Source organism: Gordonia liuliyuniae (genome assembly GCF_021739025.1).
GTDB lineage: Bacteria > Actinomycetota > Actinomycetes > Mycobacteriales > Mycobacteriaceae > Gordonia > Gordonia liuliyuniae.
Genome location: NZ_JAKKOT010000005.1, coordinates 215,170 through 232,784, shown reverse-complemented (window position 1 = coordinate 232,784; position 17,615 = coordinate 215,170). Strand labels below are relative to the sequence as shown.

At 67.5% G+C, this 17,615-nt stretch carries 18 protein-coding genes; 16 read left to right on the top strand and 2 right to left on the bottom strand.

Going from position 1 to position 17,615, the window contains the following annotated elements; all coding sequences use genetic code 11:
- Positions 1 to 2: 2 nt before the first annotated feature.
- Complete coding sequence (locus L5G28_RS11925) at positions 3 to 476, top strand: hypothetical protein (RefSeq protein WP_237001734.1); 474 nt, start codon at positions 3 to 5, stop codon at positions 474 to 476.
- 30 nt (positions 477 to 506) lie between these two features.
- Here the strand turns inward: L5G28_RS11925 and L5G28_RS11920 are convergent, their stop codons facing one another.
- Positions 507 to 1,292 (bottom strand): acyl-ACP thioesterase domain-containing protein, encoded by a 786-nt coding sequence (locus L5G28_RS11920; RefSeq protein ID WP_237001733.1) that lies wholly within the window; start codon positions 1,290 to 1,292, stop codon positions 507 to 509.
- 95 nt (positions 1,293 to 1,387) lie between these two features.
- On the opposite strand from L5G28_RS11920, the gene L5G28_RS11915 reads away from it, so the two are divergent.
- The 9 genes from L5G28_RS11915 to L5G28_RS11875 all read left to right on the top strand — a co-directional run bounded on the left by L5G28_RS11915 (position 1,388) and on the right by L5G28_RS11875 (position 8,058).
- The gene (locus L5G28_RS11915; RefSeq protein ID WP_237001732.1) at positions 1,388 to 1,840 is read left to right on the top strand and encodes a flavodoxin family protein; all 453 of its coding nucleotides are present in this window, start codon (positions 1,388 to 1,390) and stop codon (positions 1,838 to 1,840) included.
- Between the two features lie 57 nt (positions 1,841 to 1,897).
- Entirely contained in the window at positions 1,898 to 2,704 is an 807-nt protein-coding gene (locus L5G28_RS11910; protein ID WP_237001731.1) for a thymidylate synthase, read from the top strand.
- A 14-nt stretch (positions 2,705 to 2,718) separates the two neighbouring features.
- Complete coding sequence (locus tag L5G28_RS11905) at positions 2,719 to 3,213, top strand: dihydrofolate reductase (RefSeq protein ID WP_237001730.1); 495 nt, start codon at positions 2,719 to 2,721, stop codon at positions 3,211 to 3,213.
- Entirely contained in the window at positions 3,210 to 3,935 is a 726-nt protein-coding gene (locus L5G28_RS11900) for a class I SAM-dependent methyltransferase (protein ID WP_237001729.1), read from the top strand. Before L5G28_RS11905 ends, L5G28_RS11900 begins: the two co-directional genes overlap by 4 nt.
- Positions 3,935 to 5,149 (top strand): winged helix-turn-helix domain-containing protein, encoded by a 1,215-nt coding sequence (locus tag L5G28_RS11895; RefSeq protein ID WP_237001728.1) that lies wholly within the window; start codon positions 3,935 to 3,937, stop codon positions 5,147 to 5,149. The genes L5G28_RS11900 and L5G28_RS11895 overlap by 1 nt, the downstream gene beginning before the upstream one ends.
- Before the next feature lie 92 nt (positions 5,150 to 5,241).
- Positions 5,242 to 5,745, top strand: coding sequence for a GNAT family N-acetyltransferase (locus L5G28_RS11890; protein ID WP_237001937.1), 504 nt, complete (start codon positions 5,242 to 5,244; stop codon positions 5,743 to 5,745).
- A 21-nt stretch (positions 5,746 to 5,766) separates the two neighbouring features.
- On the top strand, positions 5,767 to 6,111 hold the full coding sequence (locus tag L5G28_RS11885; RefSeq protein ID WP_237001727.1) for a hypothetical protein: 345 nt from the start codon (positions 5,767 to 5,769) through the stop codon (positions 6,109 to 6,111).
- 54 nt (positions 6,112 to 6,165) lie between these two features.
- Positions 6,166 to 7,152: a hydroxymethylglutaryl-CoA lyase-like TIM-barrel protein gene (locus L5G28_RS11880; RefSeq protein WP_237001726.1), complete on the top strand. Its 987-nt coding sequence runs from the start codon at positions 6,166 to 6,168 to the stop codon at positions 7,150 to 7,152.
- Between the two features lie 111 nt (positions 7,153 to 7,263).
- Positions 7,264 to 8,058 (top strand): HAD-IIB family hydrolase, encoded by a 795-nt coding sequence (locus L5G28_RS11875; RefSeq protein WP_237001725.1) that lies wholly within the window; start codon positions 7,264 to 7,266, stop codon positions 8,056 to 8,058.
- A gap of 36 nt (positions 8,059 to 8,094) precedes the next feature.
- On the opposite strand, the gene L5G28_RS11870 is transcribed toward L5G28_RS11875, so the two are convergent.
- Complete coding sequence (locus L5G28_RS11870; protein ID WP_237001724.1) at positions 8,095 to 8,943, bottom strand: tyrosine-protein phosphatase; 849 nt, start codon at positions 8,941 to 8,943, stop codon at positions 8,095 to 8,097.
- A 216-nt stretch (positions 8,944 to 9,159) separates the two neighbouring features.
- Between L5G28_RS11870 and thyX the strand changes: the two genes are divergently transcribed.
- The 6 genes from thyX (at position 9,160) to L5G28_RS11840 (ending at position 17,615) form a co-directional block, all read left to right on the top strand.
- Positions 9,160 to 9,912, top strand: a complete 753-nt coding sequence (gene thyX, locus L5G28_RS11865; protein WP_236997377.1) for an FAD-dependent thymidylate synthase — start codon at positions 9,160 to 9,162, stop codon at positions 9,910 to 9,912.
- A 38-nt stretch (positions 9,913 to 9,950) separates the two neighbouring features.
- Positions 9,951 to 10,856, top strand: a complete 906-nt coding sequence (dapA, locus tag L5G28_RS11860; RefSeq protein WP_237001723.1) for a 4-hydroxy-tetrahydrodipicolinate synthase — start codon at positions 9,951 to 9,953, stop codon at positions 10,854 to 10,856.
- Positions 10,856 to 12,802: a ribonuclease J gene (locus L5G28_RS11855; RefSeq protein WP_237001722.1), complete on the top strand. Its 1,947-nt coding sequence runs from the start codon at positions 10,856 to 10,858 to the stop codon at positions 12,800 to 12,802. The genes dapA and L5G28_RS11855 overlap by 1 nt, the downstream gene beginning before the upstream one ends.
- The gene (locus L5G28_RS11850; RefSeq protein ID WP_237001721.1) at positions 12,802 to 13,434 is read left to right on the top strand and encodes a TIGR03085 family metal-binding protein; all 633 of its coding nucleotides are present in this window, start codon (positions 12,802 to 12,804) and stop codon (positions 13,432 to 13,434) included. Before L5G28_RS11855 ends, L5G28_RS11850 begins: the two co-directional genes overlap by 1 nt.
- A 127-nt stretch (positions 13,435 to 13,561) precedes the next feature.
- Complete coding sequence (locus L5G28_RS11845; RefSeq protein ID WP_237001720.1) at positions 13,562 to 16,447, top strand: DNA translocase FtsK; 2,886 nt, start codon at positions 13,562 to 13,564, stop codon at positions 16,445 to 16,447.
- A gap of 181 nt (positions 16,448 to 16,628) precedes the next feature.
- Positions 16,629 to 17,615 (top strand): TerC family protein, encoded by a 987-nt coding sequence (locus L5G28_RS11840; RefSeq protein ID WP_237001719.1) that lies wholly within the window; start codon positions 16,629 to 16,631, stop codon positions 17,613 to 17,615.

Sequence of the window (17,615 nt, the reverse complement as noted above, 5' to 3'; positions counted from 1 at the left end):
TCGTGGCCGCTCGTAAGTCCGACGCACGGCCGATCGTCGCCGTGATCGCCTTCCTGGTCATCGCGATGTGCGTGTACTTCCTGATCCTCGGCCGTATGGCGTACCGGTTGCTCGAGCACGGAACCGCGGTGTCGGTCGGCCTCGGTATCGGCATCGTCATCCTCCCGCTGCTCGGCGTGTGGATGATCGTCTCGACACTCCGCTCGGGGATCGAGCACCAACGGATGGCAGCCGACGTCGCCGAACTCGGTCGGGAGCTCGACGTCGACGATCTGCCGCGCCGACCATCCGGTCGGATCGAGCGCGACGCAGCCGACGACTTGTTCGCGCAGGTCAAACAGGAGTGGGAAGCCGACCCGAGCGACTGGGTCCGCACCTACCGGATCGCGCGGGCCTACGATTACGCTGGCGACCGTTCCCGAGCCCGCGAGATGATGAAGCGTGCGTCGGGCCAATACCGACAGGCCAAGGCCTGAAATATTCACGCACCGGCAGGCTTCTCGCGTTCACAGCGGCGTGACGGTCACCGACGTCGTGACCACATCGTCGACGATGAACCACAGGGCGAGGCCGCCGTCGTAATCGGCGGTGGCGATGGTTGCCTCGTCTCGCGGCGTGATCGGCCGCAAGTACTCGATCACCGCGCGATGCGGTGCCGCAGTCAGTCCGGGAAAACGCGCGAGGACGGCGTGCACCGCGTGCCAGTACGCGACGTTGTTCATGTGTCCGTAGGCGTCGAAGTCGGTGGTGCGCAACGCGAACGATGCGTACTCGGGCGCATCGGTGACGGCGTCGGGCGACGCCGGCGTCATCGACTTCCATTTGAGCCGGGTCTCGGTGACGTCGCCGTTCCAGTCGTCGATGGTCTCATCGTCGATCCGTGAAGGCCGACCCTCCCGCGTCACGTTGATGCAGAAGCTCGACGTCTCGATGAGTCCGGCGGGACGGTCCGCGTCGGCGAATCCGGTTGCGCTCGGGACTCCGGTCAGCCGCTGCCGCATGCCGACCCACCGCGACGACGTGGCCTCGCACCATCGCTCGATGTGCACGTCGCCCGGCCAGGTGATCGGCTCGAGCACGTCGATCACGTTCCGGCGCACGATCCAGAACGGGTTCTTCTTCCCCCACGCCGACTCGTCGATCATGTCCATCGCGATGTTCTGCAGTAGGCGTGCGATCGCGTCGTGGCGGACGTCCATGGCGGGCGTCACGTCCTCCATCCGGAGGCGGTACGTGCGCTCGTAGGTTCGCGCCTGCGGCGGGCGGGCGGCGAGCGTACTGGTGTGCGGCATGAGTTCCCCTCGGTTGTGCGTCGGAACGATCGTGCCACGGGGCCGAACGGGCGCTTCGCGGGCACAGGGGCTTCGGGTTCTGCCAGAGTGGACGCATGGCTCGTCTACTGATCGTCCATCACACGCCGTCGCCGCACTGCCAGGCGATGTTCGAGGCGGTGGTGGACGGCGCGACCGATCCCGAGATCGAGGGCGTCGAGGTGGTGCGCCGTGCAGCCTTGTCGGTGTCGGCCACCGACTTCCTGGAGGCCGACGGATACGTGCTCGGCTCGCCGGTGAACCTCGGCTACATCTCCGGCGCCTTGAAACACGCATTCGACTCCAGCTACTACCAGATCCTCGACTCGACGCGGGGTCGCCCGTTCGGGCTGTACCTGCACGGCAACGAGGGGGCCGAAGGCGCGGTGAACGCCGTCGACCGGATCACCGCCGGGCTCGGCTGGGAGAAGGCCGCCGAGTATGTGATCGCGTCGAACAAACCGGACAAGGAACAGCTCGACGCGTGCTGGGAACTGGGCGCGACGGTCGCCGCCGGGGTCATGGGATAAGCATCGGCGTCGGCGCGTCGACCAGCCGCCGTAGGGCGCCTCGGTACACTCGGCGAGGTGAGCACGCCCATCCCGACACCGTACGAAGACCTGCTGCGACTGGTGCTGGAGACCGGCACGCCAAAGGCGGACCGCACCGGCACCGGAACGCGGAGTGTGTTCGGCCATCAGATGCGGTTCGACCTGTCGGCGGGCTTCCCCCTCGTCACCACCAAGAAGGTGCACCTCAAGTCGATCGTCTACGAACTCCTGTGGTTCCTGCGCGGCGACTCGAACGTCACGTGGCTGCGCGAGCACGGTGTCACGATCTGGGACGAGTGGGCGGCCGACGACGGCGAACTCGGTCCCGTCTACGGCGTCCAGTGGCGCAACTGGCCGACACCCTCGGGCGAGCACATCGACCAGATCGCGGTGGCCTTGGAGACGTTGACGACAGACCCGGATTCGCGGCGCAACATCGTGTCGGCGTGGAACGTCGGCGAGATCCCGCAGATGGCGTTACCGCCGTGCCACGCGTTCTTTCAGTTCTATGTGGCCGACGGCAAACTCAGCTGTCAGCTGTATCAGCGCAGCGCCGACCTGTTCCTCGGCGTCCCGTTCAACATCGCGTCGTATGCGCTGCTGACACACATGATGGCGCAGCAGGCCGGCCTCGGGGTCGGCGACTTCGTGTGGACCGGCGGCGACTGCCACATCTACGACAACCACGTCGACCAGGTGCGCGAACAGCTCTCCCGGGACCCGTACCCGTACCCGCAGCTGGAATTGCGCAAGGCCGCGTCGATCTTCGACTACGACTACGACGACGTGAAGATCGTCGGCTACACATCGCATCCGGCGATCAAGGCGCCCGTCGCCGTCTGAGTCAGGAGTACCCGATGACCGTCTCCCTCGTGTGGGCGCAAGACCTGGCCGGTGCCATCGGCAAGGCCAACGCCATCCCGTGGCGCGTGCCGGAGGACATGGCACGGTTCAAAGCACTCACCGGGACCGGCAGCGTCATCATGGGGCGCAAGACGTGGGAGTCGCTGCCTGCCAAGTTTCGGCCGTTGCCCGGACGACGGAACGTCGTCGTGACGCGCAACCGCGCGTTCGACGCGTCCGGCGCCGAGATCGTTCCCGGAGTGCGCGAGGCACTCGACCTCGTCGGCGGTGTCGCGTCGATCATGGGCGGCGGCGAGATCTATGCGGCTGCAATGGAGTTCGCGACCCATCTGCGGATCACCGAGATCGACGTGTTCGTCGACGCCGCCGACGCGTTCGCCCCCGAGATCGACACCGACGTGTGGACGGTCGTTGAGCTCGGCGGCTGGGAGACGTCGAAGACGGGGACCAGGTACCGGTTCGTCGACTACCAGCGGTCCGCCCGGTGACCTGGTTCGCAACCGGCGGCGCCGAGTACGCGGAGCACCGCCCGACCTATCCTGCTGAGCTCGCCGACGTGCTGGCGTCGTCGGCGCCGGAGCGGGAACTGGCCGTCGACGTCGGGTGTGGCACCGGCCAGTTGACGCGGCTCCTCGCCGAGCGTTTCGACTCAGTCGTCGGCGTCGATCCGTCGGCGAGCCAGATCGATGCCGCGGCCGGGCCCCCGAACATCGAGTACCGCGTGGGGTCGGCCGAGAGTCTCCCCGTCGCCGACGGCTCGGCGTCGTCGGTGACCGCCGCGCAGGCCGCGCACTGGTTCGACCTCCCCGCGTTCTACAACGAAGTGCAGCGCATCGCCCGACCCGGCGCGCTGGTGGCCCTGATCACCTACGGTGTCGTGGCCCCCGGCGACGACATCGCCGAACGATTCGACCGCTTCTACCGCCACGAGATCGGTCGGTACTGGCCGCCCGAACGGGCACACGTCGACTCCGGGTACGCCGACCTGCCGTTCCCGTTCGAGCGGGTCGACATCGCGGCGTCGCCGATCGCGCGCGACTGGAACCTCGACGATTTCGTCGGCTACGTCGAGACGTGGTCTGCGGTCCGACGTGCCCGAGATACCGGGGCGCCGGACCTCGTCGCAGCGTTGCGGGCCGACCTCGCACCGCACTGGCGGGAACCCCGGAGTGTCAGACGGCCGGTCACTGTCGTCGCCGGATACCTGTGATGGACGATCTGTCGATCGGCCAGGCTCGCCGGATCGCCTTGGCCGCACAGGGATTCACGGACCCGATGCCGAGCGGGCAGCCGACCAGGAGGCACCTTCGTCGCGTGCTGGGCCGCACCCGCCTGCTGCAGATGGACTCGGTGAACATCCTCGCGCGGGCCCACTATCTGCCGGCGTTCAGTCGGCTCGGCGCGTACGACGACGCCGTCCTCGACGCCGCAGCCTGGAGCGACACCGCTCGGACGCCTCGGCTGCTCGCTGAATACTGGGCGCACGAGGCGGCATTGGTCCCCGTCGACGACTGGCCGCTGTTCGGCTGGCGAATGGACGAGTACCGCGGCGGTCGCTACCGGTATACGCGAGAAGTGTTGGCGCGCAACAGGTCGCTCGCCGCCGACATCGGTGATGTGGTTTCTGCCGCTGGTGCGTCGACGCCGCGGCAGATCGAGGGCGTGCTCGGGATCGAACGCGCGCCCGGGGAGAAGGGCTCATGGTGGACGCGGGGCGAGGTGAAACACGTGTGCGAGGCGTTGTTCGCGTCCGGCGACTTCTCTGCCACCCGAAACGAGAACTTCGTCCGCCACTACGATCTCGCCGAACGGATCGTCGGAGACCGCGTGAACATCACCGTCGATCGGGCCACCGCCCACCGTGAACTCGTTTCCCAGGCAGCCTCGGCGCTGGGTGTCGGGACGGTCGCCGACCTGGCCGACTACTACCGGCTGAAAACCGCGGACGTCCGCGCCGTGCTGGGCGATCTATTGGACGACGGCGTGGTCCGAAAGGTGTCGGTGCAGGGATGGGCCGAGCCCGCCTACCTGCACCGGGAGGCCAGGACGCCGAGAGCTGTCGGTCGGCACACCCTGCTGTCGCCGTTCGATCCGCTCGTGTTCTTCCGGCCGCGCACGCAGCGGTTGTTCGACTTCCACTACCGCATCGAGATCTACGTGCCCGCGCACAAACGCGTCCACGGCTACTACGTGCTGCCGTACCTGATGGGGGAGGACGTCGTGGCGCGCGTCGACTTGAAGGCCGATCGCGGCACCGGGGTCCTCGACGTGTTGTCGGCGCACATCGAACCGGACGCCGACCGGGGCGCGGTCGCGGCGTCGTTGGCTGCGGATCTACGGGCGATGGCCGAGTGGCGGGGCCTTCACGACCTCCGAATCCGTCCACGCGGCGAGCTGTCGGAGGCCCTGTCCGCGGTGTGTTGAGCGGCTGCCGCGACTTCGGCACTTTCTTTCGGCTCTACGCCGAAAGAAAGTGCCGAAGTCCCGGCAGGTACGGACGCTAGCGTGGGGTCGTGATGATTCGCGAAGGCAGACGCTCGGATGTGGCCGTGCTGCAGGAGATCGAGATCGCTGCGGGCGCGTTGTTCGCTGGCCTCGGCATGGATCTCGTCGCGAACGACGATCCGCTGCCGATCGAATATCTGACGGAGGTCGTCGACGACGGTCGGTGCTGGGTCGTAGTCGACGAGACGGAGCGGCCGGCCGCCTACTTGATCGTCGAAACGGTCGACGAGACCGCCCACATCGAGCAGGTCTCCGTCCATCCCGATTATGCACGTCGCGGACTGGGCGCGGCGCTGATCGAGCGTGCCGCCGACTGGGCGCGCAAGCGTCGACTGCCCGCCGTCACGCTCACCACGTACGTCGACGTCCCGTGGAACGGCCCCTATTACGTGCGGAGCGGATTCCGGTACCTCGCCGACTCGGAAGAGACTCCCGGGTTGAAAGCGATACGGGCGCAAGAGAAGTCGCACGGATTGGACCAATGGCCGAGGGCGTGCATGCTGCGCGAAGTGTGATGTGCGTCCTACTGTGGACTGATGAGTACATTCGCACGCGTAGCCCGTGTCGTCAACACCGCCGTCACTCCGCTGCTGTCGGCTCCGGTCGTCGGCCCGGCCCTGCGAAAGTCGATGACCGAGATCGGCTACACCGGGCGTAAGAGCGGCAAACACTTCACCCTGCCGGTCGCGTTCCGACGCCAGGACGACGGCACCATCCTCGTCGGCGTCGCGGCAGCGTCGCAGAAGACCTGGTGGCGCAACTTCCAGCCGGGACCGACGCCGATCACCATCAAGCTCGACGGCGAGGTCCGCACGGGCACCGGCGTCGCGAAGGTCGGGGAGAAGGGGACCTCGGTCGTCATCACCCTCGACGAGGCGTGAACGCCCGCGAGTTCCCCGGACTCCGCTGATCGTGCCTCTCGATACACTCACGCCATGACCACAGCCGTACCTCGTGACGTGACTCCCCGTGGTGACGTGACTCCCCGAGACGCGATCCCCCGAGACGCGATCCCCCGAGACGCGATCCTCCGAGACGTGACCCTCCGTGACGGACTTCAGCTCACCGGTAAGACGTTGGACGTCGCGACCCGCGTCGAACTCGTCCGCACGCTCCTCGCCGCGGGCATCCCGGAACTGGAGATCGGGTCGATGGCGCGGCCGGACCTCGTACCGCCGATGGCCGGGTCGCTCGACGTCGTGGGTGCGTTGACGCCAACCGAACTCGACCGGTGCTGGATCTGGGTGGCCACGCCTCGGCACGTCGAGAAGGCGGTCGCGGCGGGCGCGAAGAACGTCCAATACTGCTTCTCCGCGTCGGACGCCCACAACAAGGCCAACATCGGTCGGCTCACCGAAGACTCGGTCGCCGCGATGCCCCAGGCCGTCGAGATCGTGAAGGAGGCAGGTGGACGTATCCAGTTGTGCATCGCGACGAGTTTCACCTGCCCGTTCGACGGGCCCGTCGACCCGGACCGGGTGCGCGGGATCGTCGCCGATCCGCGGACCGCGGACGCCGACGACGTCGTGCTCGCCGACACGCTCGGTCAGGCCTATCCCGGGCAGGTGCGCGAGCTGTTCGCGACCGCTCCGGCAGGCGATCGCCGACTGGTGTTCCACGGCCACGACACGTGGGGGATGGGCGTCGCGAACTCACTGGCTGCGATCGACGGCGGCGCCCGCGTCGTCGACGGCGCGCTCGCCGGTCTCGGCGGCTGCCCGTTCGCGCCTGGAGCGAGCGGCAACACCGCGACCGAAGACCTCCTCTTCGCGACGCGACCCGACTATCTGACGCCTGCCGCGCTCGCCGAACTGGTCCGCACGGGCGAGGCCCTCCTCGCTGAACTGGGGGAGACCTCTCGCTCGAAGACCGCGCAGGGCGCCCGATCGAAGGCGGACGCCTTCGAATGGGTCATCGGCTGACCGTCCGTACCCGGAACACTGCCCCGATCCCGCGCCGAACCCCGGCTCCCCGATTCAGTGCCGTCTGGCCGGTGCGATTCGTGGTCGGCGGCCACCAGTAAGCTTTCCGGCATGCCTGATGGAGTGACCCGCGACGGGAAGAGCTACAAGCTCGTCATGTTCGACCTCGACGATACCCTCGCCCCCTCGAAGACCCCGATGAGCGACGAGATGGTCGGCTTGTTCACCGATCTACTCGCCACGTCGATGGTGTGCATCATCTCGGGCGGACAGTACGGTCAGTTCCAGTCGCAGGTCCTCGACCGACTCGGCGACTTCCCCGACAAGGCCAATCTGCATCTGATGCCGACCAACGGCACCCGCTACATCCGCTGGTCGGGCACCGAGTGGGAGACGGTGTACGCCGAAGACCTCTCGACCGGGCAGAAGGACGAGGCGCTGCGCGTCGTCGAAGAGGGCGCGCGGTCACTCGGACTGTGGGAGACCGAGACGTGGGGCCCGATCCTCGAGGACCGCGGCAGTCAGATCACGTTCTCGGCGCTCGGCCAGTCCGCGCCGGTCGACGCGAAAGCCGCATGGGACCCGGACGGCCGCAAGAAGGAAGCGCTGCGCGCCTACGCTGCCGAACGGCTCCCCGAACTCGAGGTCCGCAGCGGCGGGTCGACGTCGGTCGACATCACCGCGAAGGGCATCGACAAGGCGTTCGGCGCCCGCCGTCTCACGGAGATCCTCGACCTGGGCATCGCCGACATCCTGTTCTACGGAGACCGTCTCGACGAGGGCGGAAACGACCGCCCCGTGGCCGACCTCGGTATCGACTCCGTGCAGGTGCACGGCTGGGAAGACACGTTCGGAAAGCTAGGGGCGGTCGTCCGCCGCTCCGTCGCCGACGGGCTCGGCGACTAAAGTTCTCGTCGTGCAGGGTTCTCGCCGAGCAGGGTTCTAGTCGAGCAGGCTGTCCCGGAGCGACGCGATGTCGCCGTCGGTCAGTTTCAGTCCGTCGCGGATGTAGGCGTCCATCGAGCCGTACTTCTTCTCCGCCGCCCGATACGACGCGTCCAGCCAGCCGATGTTCACACCGTTGAGGACGTCGTTCGATGCCGCGTGCCGGTAGTGGTTCGATGCGAGATAGTCGGCGTTGATCGTGGCCCGGTCGACGCCGAGGATGGTGAGCACGATCGCCGTCGTCCAGCCGGTTCGGTCCTTGCCTGCTGAGCAGTGGTAGAGCGTCGTGCCGCCGTCGGCTGCGGTGTCTTTGATCGCGAGGATCGCTTCGCGGTACTGGGCGCGGGCGTTGGCGTCGGTGACGAACGCGCGGTACGCCTGGTCCAGGTCGACGAGGGCGACAGGAGAGACCTGCCCGAGAATGTCAGCGTCGACGGTCGTGACGCCTGCGAACTTCTTGTTCGGCTGGACGGTCTTCTCGATGCCGGTACGCAGGTCGACGACGGTCTTCAATCCGCGCTTGTCGAGGGTGGCGCGGTCGGCGGCGGTCAGCTTCGAGAGGTTGTCGCTGCGCAGGATCAGGTCGTTGACCCGCTTGCCGTCCTCGCCGACGTAGCCGGCGAGGGTACGGGTGTTCTCGGTGCCCGTCAGACCGATTTCGCGATCCGGCGTGATGACCGTCGACGGTGTCGACGCGGTCACGTCGGGTGCCGCGTTGGCGGCGGGAGCCTCGACCGTGATGGGTGCGGCGACCAGCGCGCTCGACAAGGCGATCATCGCGACACGGCGACGGACGAGACCGGGTCGGGCCGATTGGGGAACCGTGGGAGAGAGGCGGGAATTCATGACGACCATCATGCGCCGCGAGTGGTCGTCGCGCTCGTCGACCCCGCGGAACGGCACGGAATGCGTCGGGGGACAATTGACACCATTGGTGACGCGGGGAGACCACCCACTGCCAACCCGCCTCGTGCGCACCCACCTACTGCGCACCCACCTACTGCGCACCCACCTACTGCGAGACCACCTACTGCGAGACCAACTACTGCGAGAGGAGCGCCGGTGTCCGAACTGGTGCCGTTGAAAGTGCAACTCGTGGCGGCGACCCAGTTCACTGCCCCGGCCGACATCGACTGGAGCACGGACGCCGACGGCAGTGAAGCGCTCATCGAGTTCGCGGGTCGCGCCTGCTACGAGAGCTGGGACAAGCCGAATCCGCGTACCGCGACCAACGCCGGATACCTGCGGCACGTCCTCGAAGTGGGCCACACGTCGCTGTTCGAGCACGCGACCGTCACGTTCTACATCACCGGTATCTCGCGGTCGTGCACTCACGAATTGATCCGGCATCGGCACTTCTCGTACTCGCAGCTGTCCCAGCGGTTCGTGCCCGAGCACGACTCCAACGTCGTCGCGCCGCCCGCGGTCCGCGGCGACGCGCGATTGGAGGAACTGTTCGTCAAAGCGACCGACGCGTCGCGTGAGGCGTACAGCGAACTCCTCGCGGAACTCGAGACGAAGTTCGAAGACGTGCCGAACGCGATCTTGCGCCGCAAACAGGCGAGGCAGGCCGCGCGTTCGGTGCTGCCCAACGCGACGGAGACCCGGGTCGTGGTGACCGGCAACTATCGCGCGTGGCGCCACTTCATCGGCATGCGCGCCACCGAGCACGCCGACGTCGAGATCCGGCAGCTCGCCGTCGAATGTCTGCGGCACCTCGTCGACGTCGCACCGACCGCCTTCGGCGACTTCGAGATCGGCGAACTGGCCGATGGATCGCACGTCGCGACATCCCCGTTCGTTTTCGAGGGCTGATACCGGCCGGACGTCGTTGTACCGGTAGCCTGAGCGGCATGGATTCGGTTGACGCTGGGCGCGTGGAACACCCGTTCGGAACAGTATCGGTGGCGATGGTGACACCCTTCACTCCGGAAGGGAAGGTCGACTACGACAAGGCCGCCGAGCTCGCCGACCACCTCGTCGCCGGGGGGTGCGACGGACTCGTCGTCTCCGGAACCACAGGGGAATCGCCGACGACGACCGTCCCGGAGAAGAACGAGCTCCTGAAAGTAGTGCTCGACGCGGTCGGCGACCGCGCCCGCATCGTGCAGGGCGCAGGCAGCTACGACACCGCCGAGACCGTCCGCCGCGCCCACGACTCCGCCGACCTCGGCGCGCACGGTCTCCTGATCGTCACCCCGTACTACAGCAAGCCGCCACAGTCGGGCGTCTACGCCCACTTCAAGGCCGCCGCCGAAGCCACCGACCTGCCCGTCATGCTCTACGACATCCCGGGGCGCTCCGTCGTTCCGATCGCAACCGACACGATCCTCCGGCTCGCCGAGTTGCCGACGATCCGCGCCGTCAAGGACGCCAAGGGCGACCTGCACGCCGCCGCGAAGATTCTGGCCGCCACCGACCTCGAATTCCTGTCCGGCGAAGACGGACTCAACCTTCCGTGGCTGTCGATCGGCGCGAGCGGGTTCGTCAGCGTCATCGGGCACCTGGTCCCGGGTCGTCTTCGCGACCTGCGTGACGCCGTCGCAGCGGGCGACCTCGCACACGCGCGTCGTCTCGCCGAATCGATGGCTCCGCTCGTCGACGCGATGGGCCGCCTCGGCGGTGTCACCATGGTGAAAGCCGGTCTTCGGATCGCGGGATTGGATGTCGGTGATCCGAGACTCCCCCAAGTGCCCGCCGACGGGCCTCAAATCGAAGCGCTCATCGCAGATCTGCGCACTGCGGAGGTGATCTCCTGATGTCCGGAGCACAACGTCGTCGTCGCGCCGGCCGCCCGGCCGGACCGCCCGTCGAGAATCAGCCCCCACGCGAGAAGCCGGTCGAGGCGCAACCGGCCGAGAAGCGGGCCGCATCCGAGAACCAGACTCAAGCCGCCAAGAAGCAGGGCGCCGCCAAGAAGCAGGGCGGATCCAAGAAGAGGGCGGACAAGCCGACGAAGAAGTCCGGTAAGTCCTCGGTCTCCGAAGCCACTGGTATCGGTGTCACCGGCGACATCCTTGACCGCCTCGGTCGCCCGCCCGCGCTGGCGAAGGGCGGCCTGCGTGTCGTCGCCCTCGGCGGGATCGGCGAGATCGGTCGCAACATGACCGTCTTCGAGTACGGCGGCAAGCTGCTCATCGTCGACTGTGGTGTGTTGTTCCCGGAAGACCAGCAGCCGGGCGTCGACCTGATCCTGCCCGACTTCAGTTACATCGAGAACCGGATGGACGACGTCGAAGCCGTCGTACTCACGCACGGTCACGAAGACCACATCGGTGCGGTGCCGTTCCTGTTGAAGCTGCGCGCCGACATCCCTGTCGTCGGGTCGCGGTTCACGCTGGCGCTCGTCGCGGCGAAGTGCCGTGAACACCGACTGCGCCCGACGCTCGTCCAGGTCGTCGAGGGAGATCGCCAGAGCTACGGCGACTTCGACTGCGAGTTCTTCGCCGTCAACCACTCGATCCCGGATGCGATCGCCGTCGCGATCCGCACCGCGGCGGGCACCGTGCTCCACACCGGCGACATCAAGCTCGACCAGCTGCCGCTCGACAATCGACTGACCGACCTCGCAGGCTTCTCGCGGCTCGGCGACGAGGGCGTCGACCTGTTCCTCGTCGACTCGACCAACGCCGAAGTGCCGGGATTCGTGACGCCCGAGCGGGACATCGGCGGCGTTCTCGACACGGTCATCGGCAAAGCGCGCCAGCGCGTGATCGTCGCATCGTTCGCGAGCCACGTGCACCGCATCCAGCAGATCGTCGACGTCGCGCACCGGCACGGGCGTCGAGTCACGTTCGTCGGCCGGTCGATGGTCCGCAACATGGAGATTGCGCAGGATCTCGGCTATCTGTCGGTGCCCGAAGGCGTCGTCGTCGACATGGACACCGCGGCGACCCTGCCGGACCACCGCCTGGTGCTCATCTCGACCGGGTCGCAGGGCGAGCCGCTGTCGGCGCTGTCGCGGATGGCACGTGGCGAACACCGTCAGATCAACATCCGCGCCAACGACCTCGTGGTCCTCGCGTCGTCGTTGATCCCGGGCAACGAGAACTCGGTGTTTGCGGTCGTCAACGGGTTGTCCAAGCGTGGCGCAACCGTCGTCACCCAGGCGAGCGCGAAGGTTCACGTGTCCGGGCACGCGTCGGCGGGTGAGTTGCTGTACCTCTACAACGCGGTTCGCCCGTCCAACGCGATGCCGGTGCACGGCGAGTGGCGGCACCTGCGTGCCAATGCGGCACTGGCCGAGGCGACCGGCGTCCCGTCCGACCGCATCGTGATAGCGGAGGACGGCGTGGTCGTCGACCTCGTCGACGGTCGCGCGCAGATCACCGGTCGGATTCCCGTCGGACACGTGTACGTGGACGGACTGTCGGTCGGCGACGTCGGCGAATCGACCCTGTCGGATCGTCTCGTCCTCGGCGAAGGCGGATTCATCGCGATCACCGTTGCCGTCGACACCGTCACCGGTCGCGCGCTGAGCGCGCCTGCGGTGAGCGGACGCGGCTTCTCCGACGATCCGGACGCACTTTCGGGCGCGGCGGTCATCGTCGACAATGCGCTCGCTGAACTGGCGAACGAGGGCGTCACAGACACCCATCGGATTGCCCAGGGCGTCCGCCGCGCCGTCGGACGCTGGGTCGCGGGCAAGTACCGTCGCAGGCCGATGATCGTGCCGAACGTGATCGCTGTGGGCAAGGACGACTGATGTCGCAGGCGAGGGCCGAACGGGCTGCGCTCGTCGAGACCATGGGCGCGCTCGGGCCGGACGTGCCCACCATGTGCGACGGGTGGACCGCCCGCGACCTCGCCGTTCACCTGATCTTGCGGGAACGCAGGCCGGACGCGGCTCTGGGCATGTTCGTGCCAGCGCTCGCCGGCTATACGCGTTCGGTGGAACGCAGGTACGCGGGCAAACCGTGGCCGGACCTGTTGCAGACGGTCCTCGACGGACCACCCTGGTACTCGCCGTTCCGTCCGCTCGACTCGGTGCTCAACCTCGCCGAGATGTTCGTGCACCACGAGGACGTACTGCGCGGGGGAGCGGATCCGACTGGACCGTTCCTGCCACGCAAGTTGTCTCCTGCGCTCGAACGCGCGTTGGAGCGGCCGCTGAAACTGGTCGCTCGCGGCACGCTGCGATCCTCGCCCGCCCGTGTCACCCTCGGGTCGGTCGACGGCCGCGAACTGGTGACTGCCGGACGCGGTGAGGCCGTCACCGTCACCGGCACCGCCGGCGAACTGCTCCTGTGGGCGTTCGGGCGCGCGCCCGCGGACGTGAAGATCACCGGTCCGGAGGCGGCCGTGCAGGCGCTGTCCGCCGACGACCGGTCGGTGTAGACGCGCGCGGAAGTCGCGGTGTTGACCCGTCCGGTCTGTCCTCGAACGTCACGAATTCGACACGACAGCCCTCGAACGTGTGTTGCGGGTGTGACTGTTGTGATTGATGGGCACTAGGGTAGTGGCCATGGCTTCAGAAGCAACCACGCGTCGTCGTGCGGCTGCCGGTACCTCGCGAGGCGGCAACGCCGGTACGCGCACGTCCGGAGGCCGCGCGAGCACGAGCCGGAAGCCCCCGACCAAGCGACCGACTGCCGGCAAGACTCAGGCAGGCAGCAAGGGGCAGAGCGCACGCAAAACGTCGTCGGGCCGTGCCGCTCCGCGGACCGCGACCCGCTCGGCGGACATGCACCGGCCGTCGGCCGTCGCGACGGCAGGGCACGGCGTCGCATCCGCATGGACGATGGCGGCCCGCGGCGTCGGCAGTCTGGCCCGCATCGGAGCACATCGCGACGACACGCCGGAGCCGCGCCGCGACGGTGCGGCGTTCGCACTCCTCCTGGCGGGCGTCGTCATCGCCGTCGGCGTCTGGTTCCACGCGCTCGGGCCCGTCGGCGCATTCATCGACACCCTGGTTCGCGCGGCGATCGGCTCCCTCGCCGTGGTCGCGCCCGTGGCCTTCGCCGCGTGGGGGATCGGCCTCATGCGCCTGGCGCCGAACGTCGATCGACGCGTCCGCAACATCGGCGGCACGGTGCTGCTCGCGATCGCAGTGCTCGGCATGACACACCTCATCCAAGGCGCCCCGGTCGACTACGACGGGCGCGCACACGCAGGCGGCTTCACCGGGTACGCCGTCGGCGGACCGTTGACGGACGCAGTCACCGTCTGGCTGTCCGTACCGGTCTATCTGCTGTGCGCGGCCTTCGGTGTGCTCGCGCTCAGCGGTCACACCCTGCGCGAAGTGATCGGCGGCGCATCGGACTACCTCGGGCTCACCCGTGACTACGACTACGACGAGTACGAGGACGGGGAGTTCGACGAGGACGAGTACGAGGACGGGGATTTCGAGGACGGGGAGTACGAGGACGGGGAGTTCGACGAAGAGGATGCGGACGGGCGCCTTGAGTCCGCAGCTGACGCGCCGTTCGACGCCGACAGCGACTACGGAGACCCGTACGACAACTACCCGCCCGACGAGCGGCGCCGACCCCAGCAGCGCCGACCCAAACAGGGCCGATCCCACGAGGGCCGCGCGGCACAGCCTCGTGACCGGACCGAGCGTGACCGGACCGAGCGGAACGCCGCCGAGCGATCGGCGCGTTCGCGGCCGTCGGCTCACGACCGCGCGTCTCGGACGTCGCCCTCCGCGGTGCGACGCACCGCGGGCCAGGACCGTGACGCGCACATGGCCGACATGATGACCGAGCCGATCGTGCCCGACCTGGAGGTCACCGAGCCGATCGGTCTACTCGCCCCCGAGTCGGAGCCGGTGCCGCGCCGGACGCGCCGTGCTCCCGCACCGGTGGCGGAGAAGCCCGCAGCCTCTGCACCTGCGCGCGCTGCCGCACCGACGTCCGACGGCGACTACGAGCTGCCGCCGACCGACCTGCTGATCGCGGGCGATCCGCCGAAGATGGGCAGCGCCGCGAATGACGACATGATCGACCGGATCCAGTCCGTCCTCGACCAGTTCAAGATCGACGCCGCCGTCACCGGCTACACCCGGGGCCCGACCGTCACCCGCTACGAAGTGGAACTCGGCCCGGCGGTCAAGGTCGAGAAGATCACCCAGCTGCAGCGCAACATCTCGTACGCCGTCGCCACCGACAACGTCCGTCTCCTCGCACCGATCCCCGGCAAGTCGGCGGTCGGCATCGAGGTGCCGAACTCCGACCGCGAGATGGTGCGTCTGGCCGACGTTCTCGAGAGCCCGAAGATCGCCCTCGACGAGCACCCGTTGATGATCGGTCTCGGCAAAGACATCGAAGGCGACTTCGTCGGTGCGAACCTCGCGAAGATGCCGCATCTGCTCGTCGCCGGTTCCACCGGATCGGGCAAGTCGAGTTTCGTCAACTCGATGCTCGTGTCGATCCTGGCGCGCGCGAAGCCCGACGACGTGCGGATGATCCTGATCGACCCGAAGATGGTGGAACTGACGCCGTACGAGGGCGTCCCACACCTGATCACGCCGATCATCACCGAGCCCAAGAAGGCTGCGGCCGCGCTCGCGTGGCTGGTGGAGGAGATGGAGCAGCGTTACCAGGATATGAAGGCGTCCCGCGTGCGGCACATCAACGACTTCAACGCGAAGGTGCGGTCCGGGGAGATCACCACGCCGCTCGGCTCCGAACGCGTGTACAAGCCGTACCCGTACATCGTGGCGATCGTCGACGAGCTGGCCGACCTGATGATGACCGCGCCCCGCGACGTCGAGGACGCCATCGTCCGCATCACGCAGAAGGCTCGTGCCGCGGGCATCCATCTGGTGCTCGCGACGCAGCGGCCGTCGGTCGACGTCGTCACCGGCCTGATCAAGACCAACGTCCCGTCCCGCCTCGCGTTCGCGACCAGCTCCCTCACCGACTCGCGCGTCATCCTCGACCAGCCGGGCGCTGAGAAGCTCATCGGCATGGGCGACGGCCTGTTCCTGCCGATGGGTGCGAACAAGCCGATCCGCATGCAGGGCGCGTTCATCACGGACGAGGAGATCTCGGCCGTCGTCGAGTTCACCAAGGAGCAGTCCGAGCCGGAGTACACCGAGGGCGTCACCGCGGCGAAGGCGTCGGACAAGAAAGACATCGACGCCGACATCGGCAATGATCTCGACGACCTGCTGCAGGCCATCGAGCTCGTCGTCTCCAGTCAGTTCGGATCGACGTCGATGCTGCAACGCAAGCTCCGTGTCGGCTTCGCCAAGGCAGGCCGACTGATGGATCTGATGGAGACGCGCGGCGTCGTCGGACCGAGCGAAGGATCCAAGGCGCGCGAGGTCCTGGTGAAGCCCGAAGACCTCGCGGGGGTGATCGCATCGGTCACCGGTGGCGGGGACAGCGATCCGTCCGTAGACTGACGAACGATCAAAGAGGGGAGTATCCCCGACTCGATGACGACCCCGTCAATACGGCCGACGCAGCGGATCCGCCGATCGGATCTGCTGCCGACATCCCGGGGCGTCGCCGCCGGTGCAGCGCACCGCGGTGGGAGAGACCTCTGGCATCGCACACGCGCTAGTGCACGCTGGAGGTAATTCTGTGAACGTATCGTTGACCACCTGGCTCATCACCGGGGTGGTGATCTTGGGCCTGTTCGTCTTCGACTTCTTCGCCCACGTCAAGACGCCGCACGAGCCGACCCTCCGCGAATCCGGATTCTGGTCGACCGTCTACATCACCATCGCCGTGATCTTCGGCGGCTACATCTGGTGGCAATGGGGATCGACGTACGGTGGCGAGTACTTCGCCGGTTACGTCACCGAGAAGGCGCTCTCGGTCGACAACCTGTTCGTCTTCGTCGTCATCATGACCAAGTTCGCCGTCCCCCGGATCTACCAGCAGAAGGTGCTGCTCCTCGGCATCGTGATGGCGCTGGTGATGCGCGGCGCGTTCATCGCCGTCGGCGCCGCGGCGATCAACGCCTACAGCTGGGTCTTCTACCTGTTCGGCCTGTTCCTGCTGCTGACCGCCGTCAAACTGCTGCGGGAGAGCGACGATCCGGTCGAACACGAGAAGGAACGCGAAGGCCGGCTGGAACGCCTCGTCAAGAAGGTGTTCCGCGCGAGTGACACGTACGACGGCGACAAGCTCGTCACCCGGGTCGACGGGCGACGCATGATCACCCCGCTCCTCCTGGTGCTCGTCGTCATCGGGTTCACCGACGTCCTGTTCGCGCTCGACTCGATCCCCGCGATCTACGGGCTCACCCAGGAGCCGTACCTCGTGTTCACCGCGAACGCGTTCGCGCTGATGGGGCTGCGCCAGCTGTACTTCCTGCTCGGCGGGCTGCTCGACAAGCTCATCTACCTGTCGTACGGGCTGTCGCTGATCCTCGCCTTCATCGGCGTCAAGCTCGTGCTGCACGCACTGCACGAGAACACGCTCGGCTTCATCAACGGGGGGGAGCACGTCGCCGTGCCGGAGATCTCGACCGGGCTGTCGCTCGGCGTCATCGGCGGAACCCTCCTCGTGACCACGGTCGCGAGTCTGGTGGTGTCGAAGCGTAGGGCAGGCGCGGACAGCTGA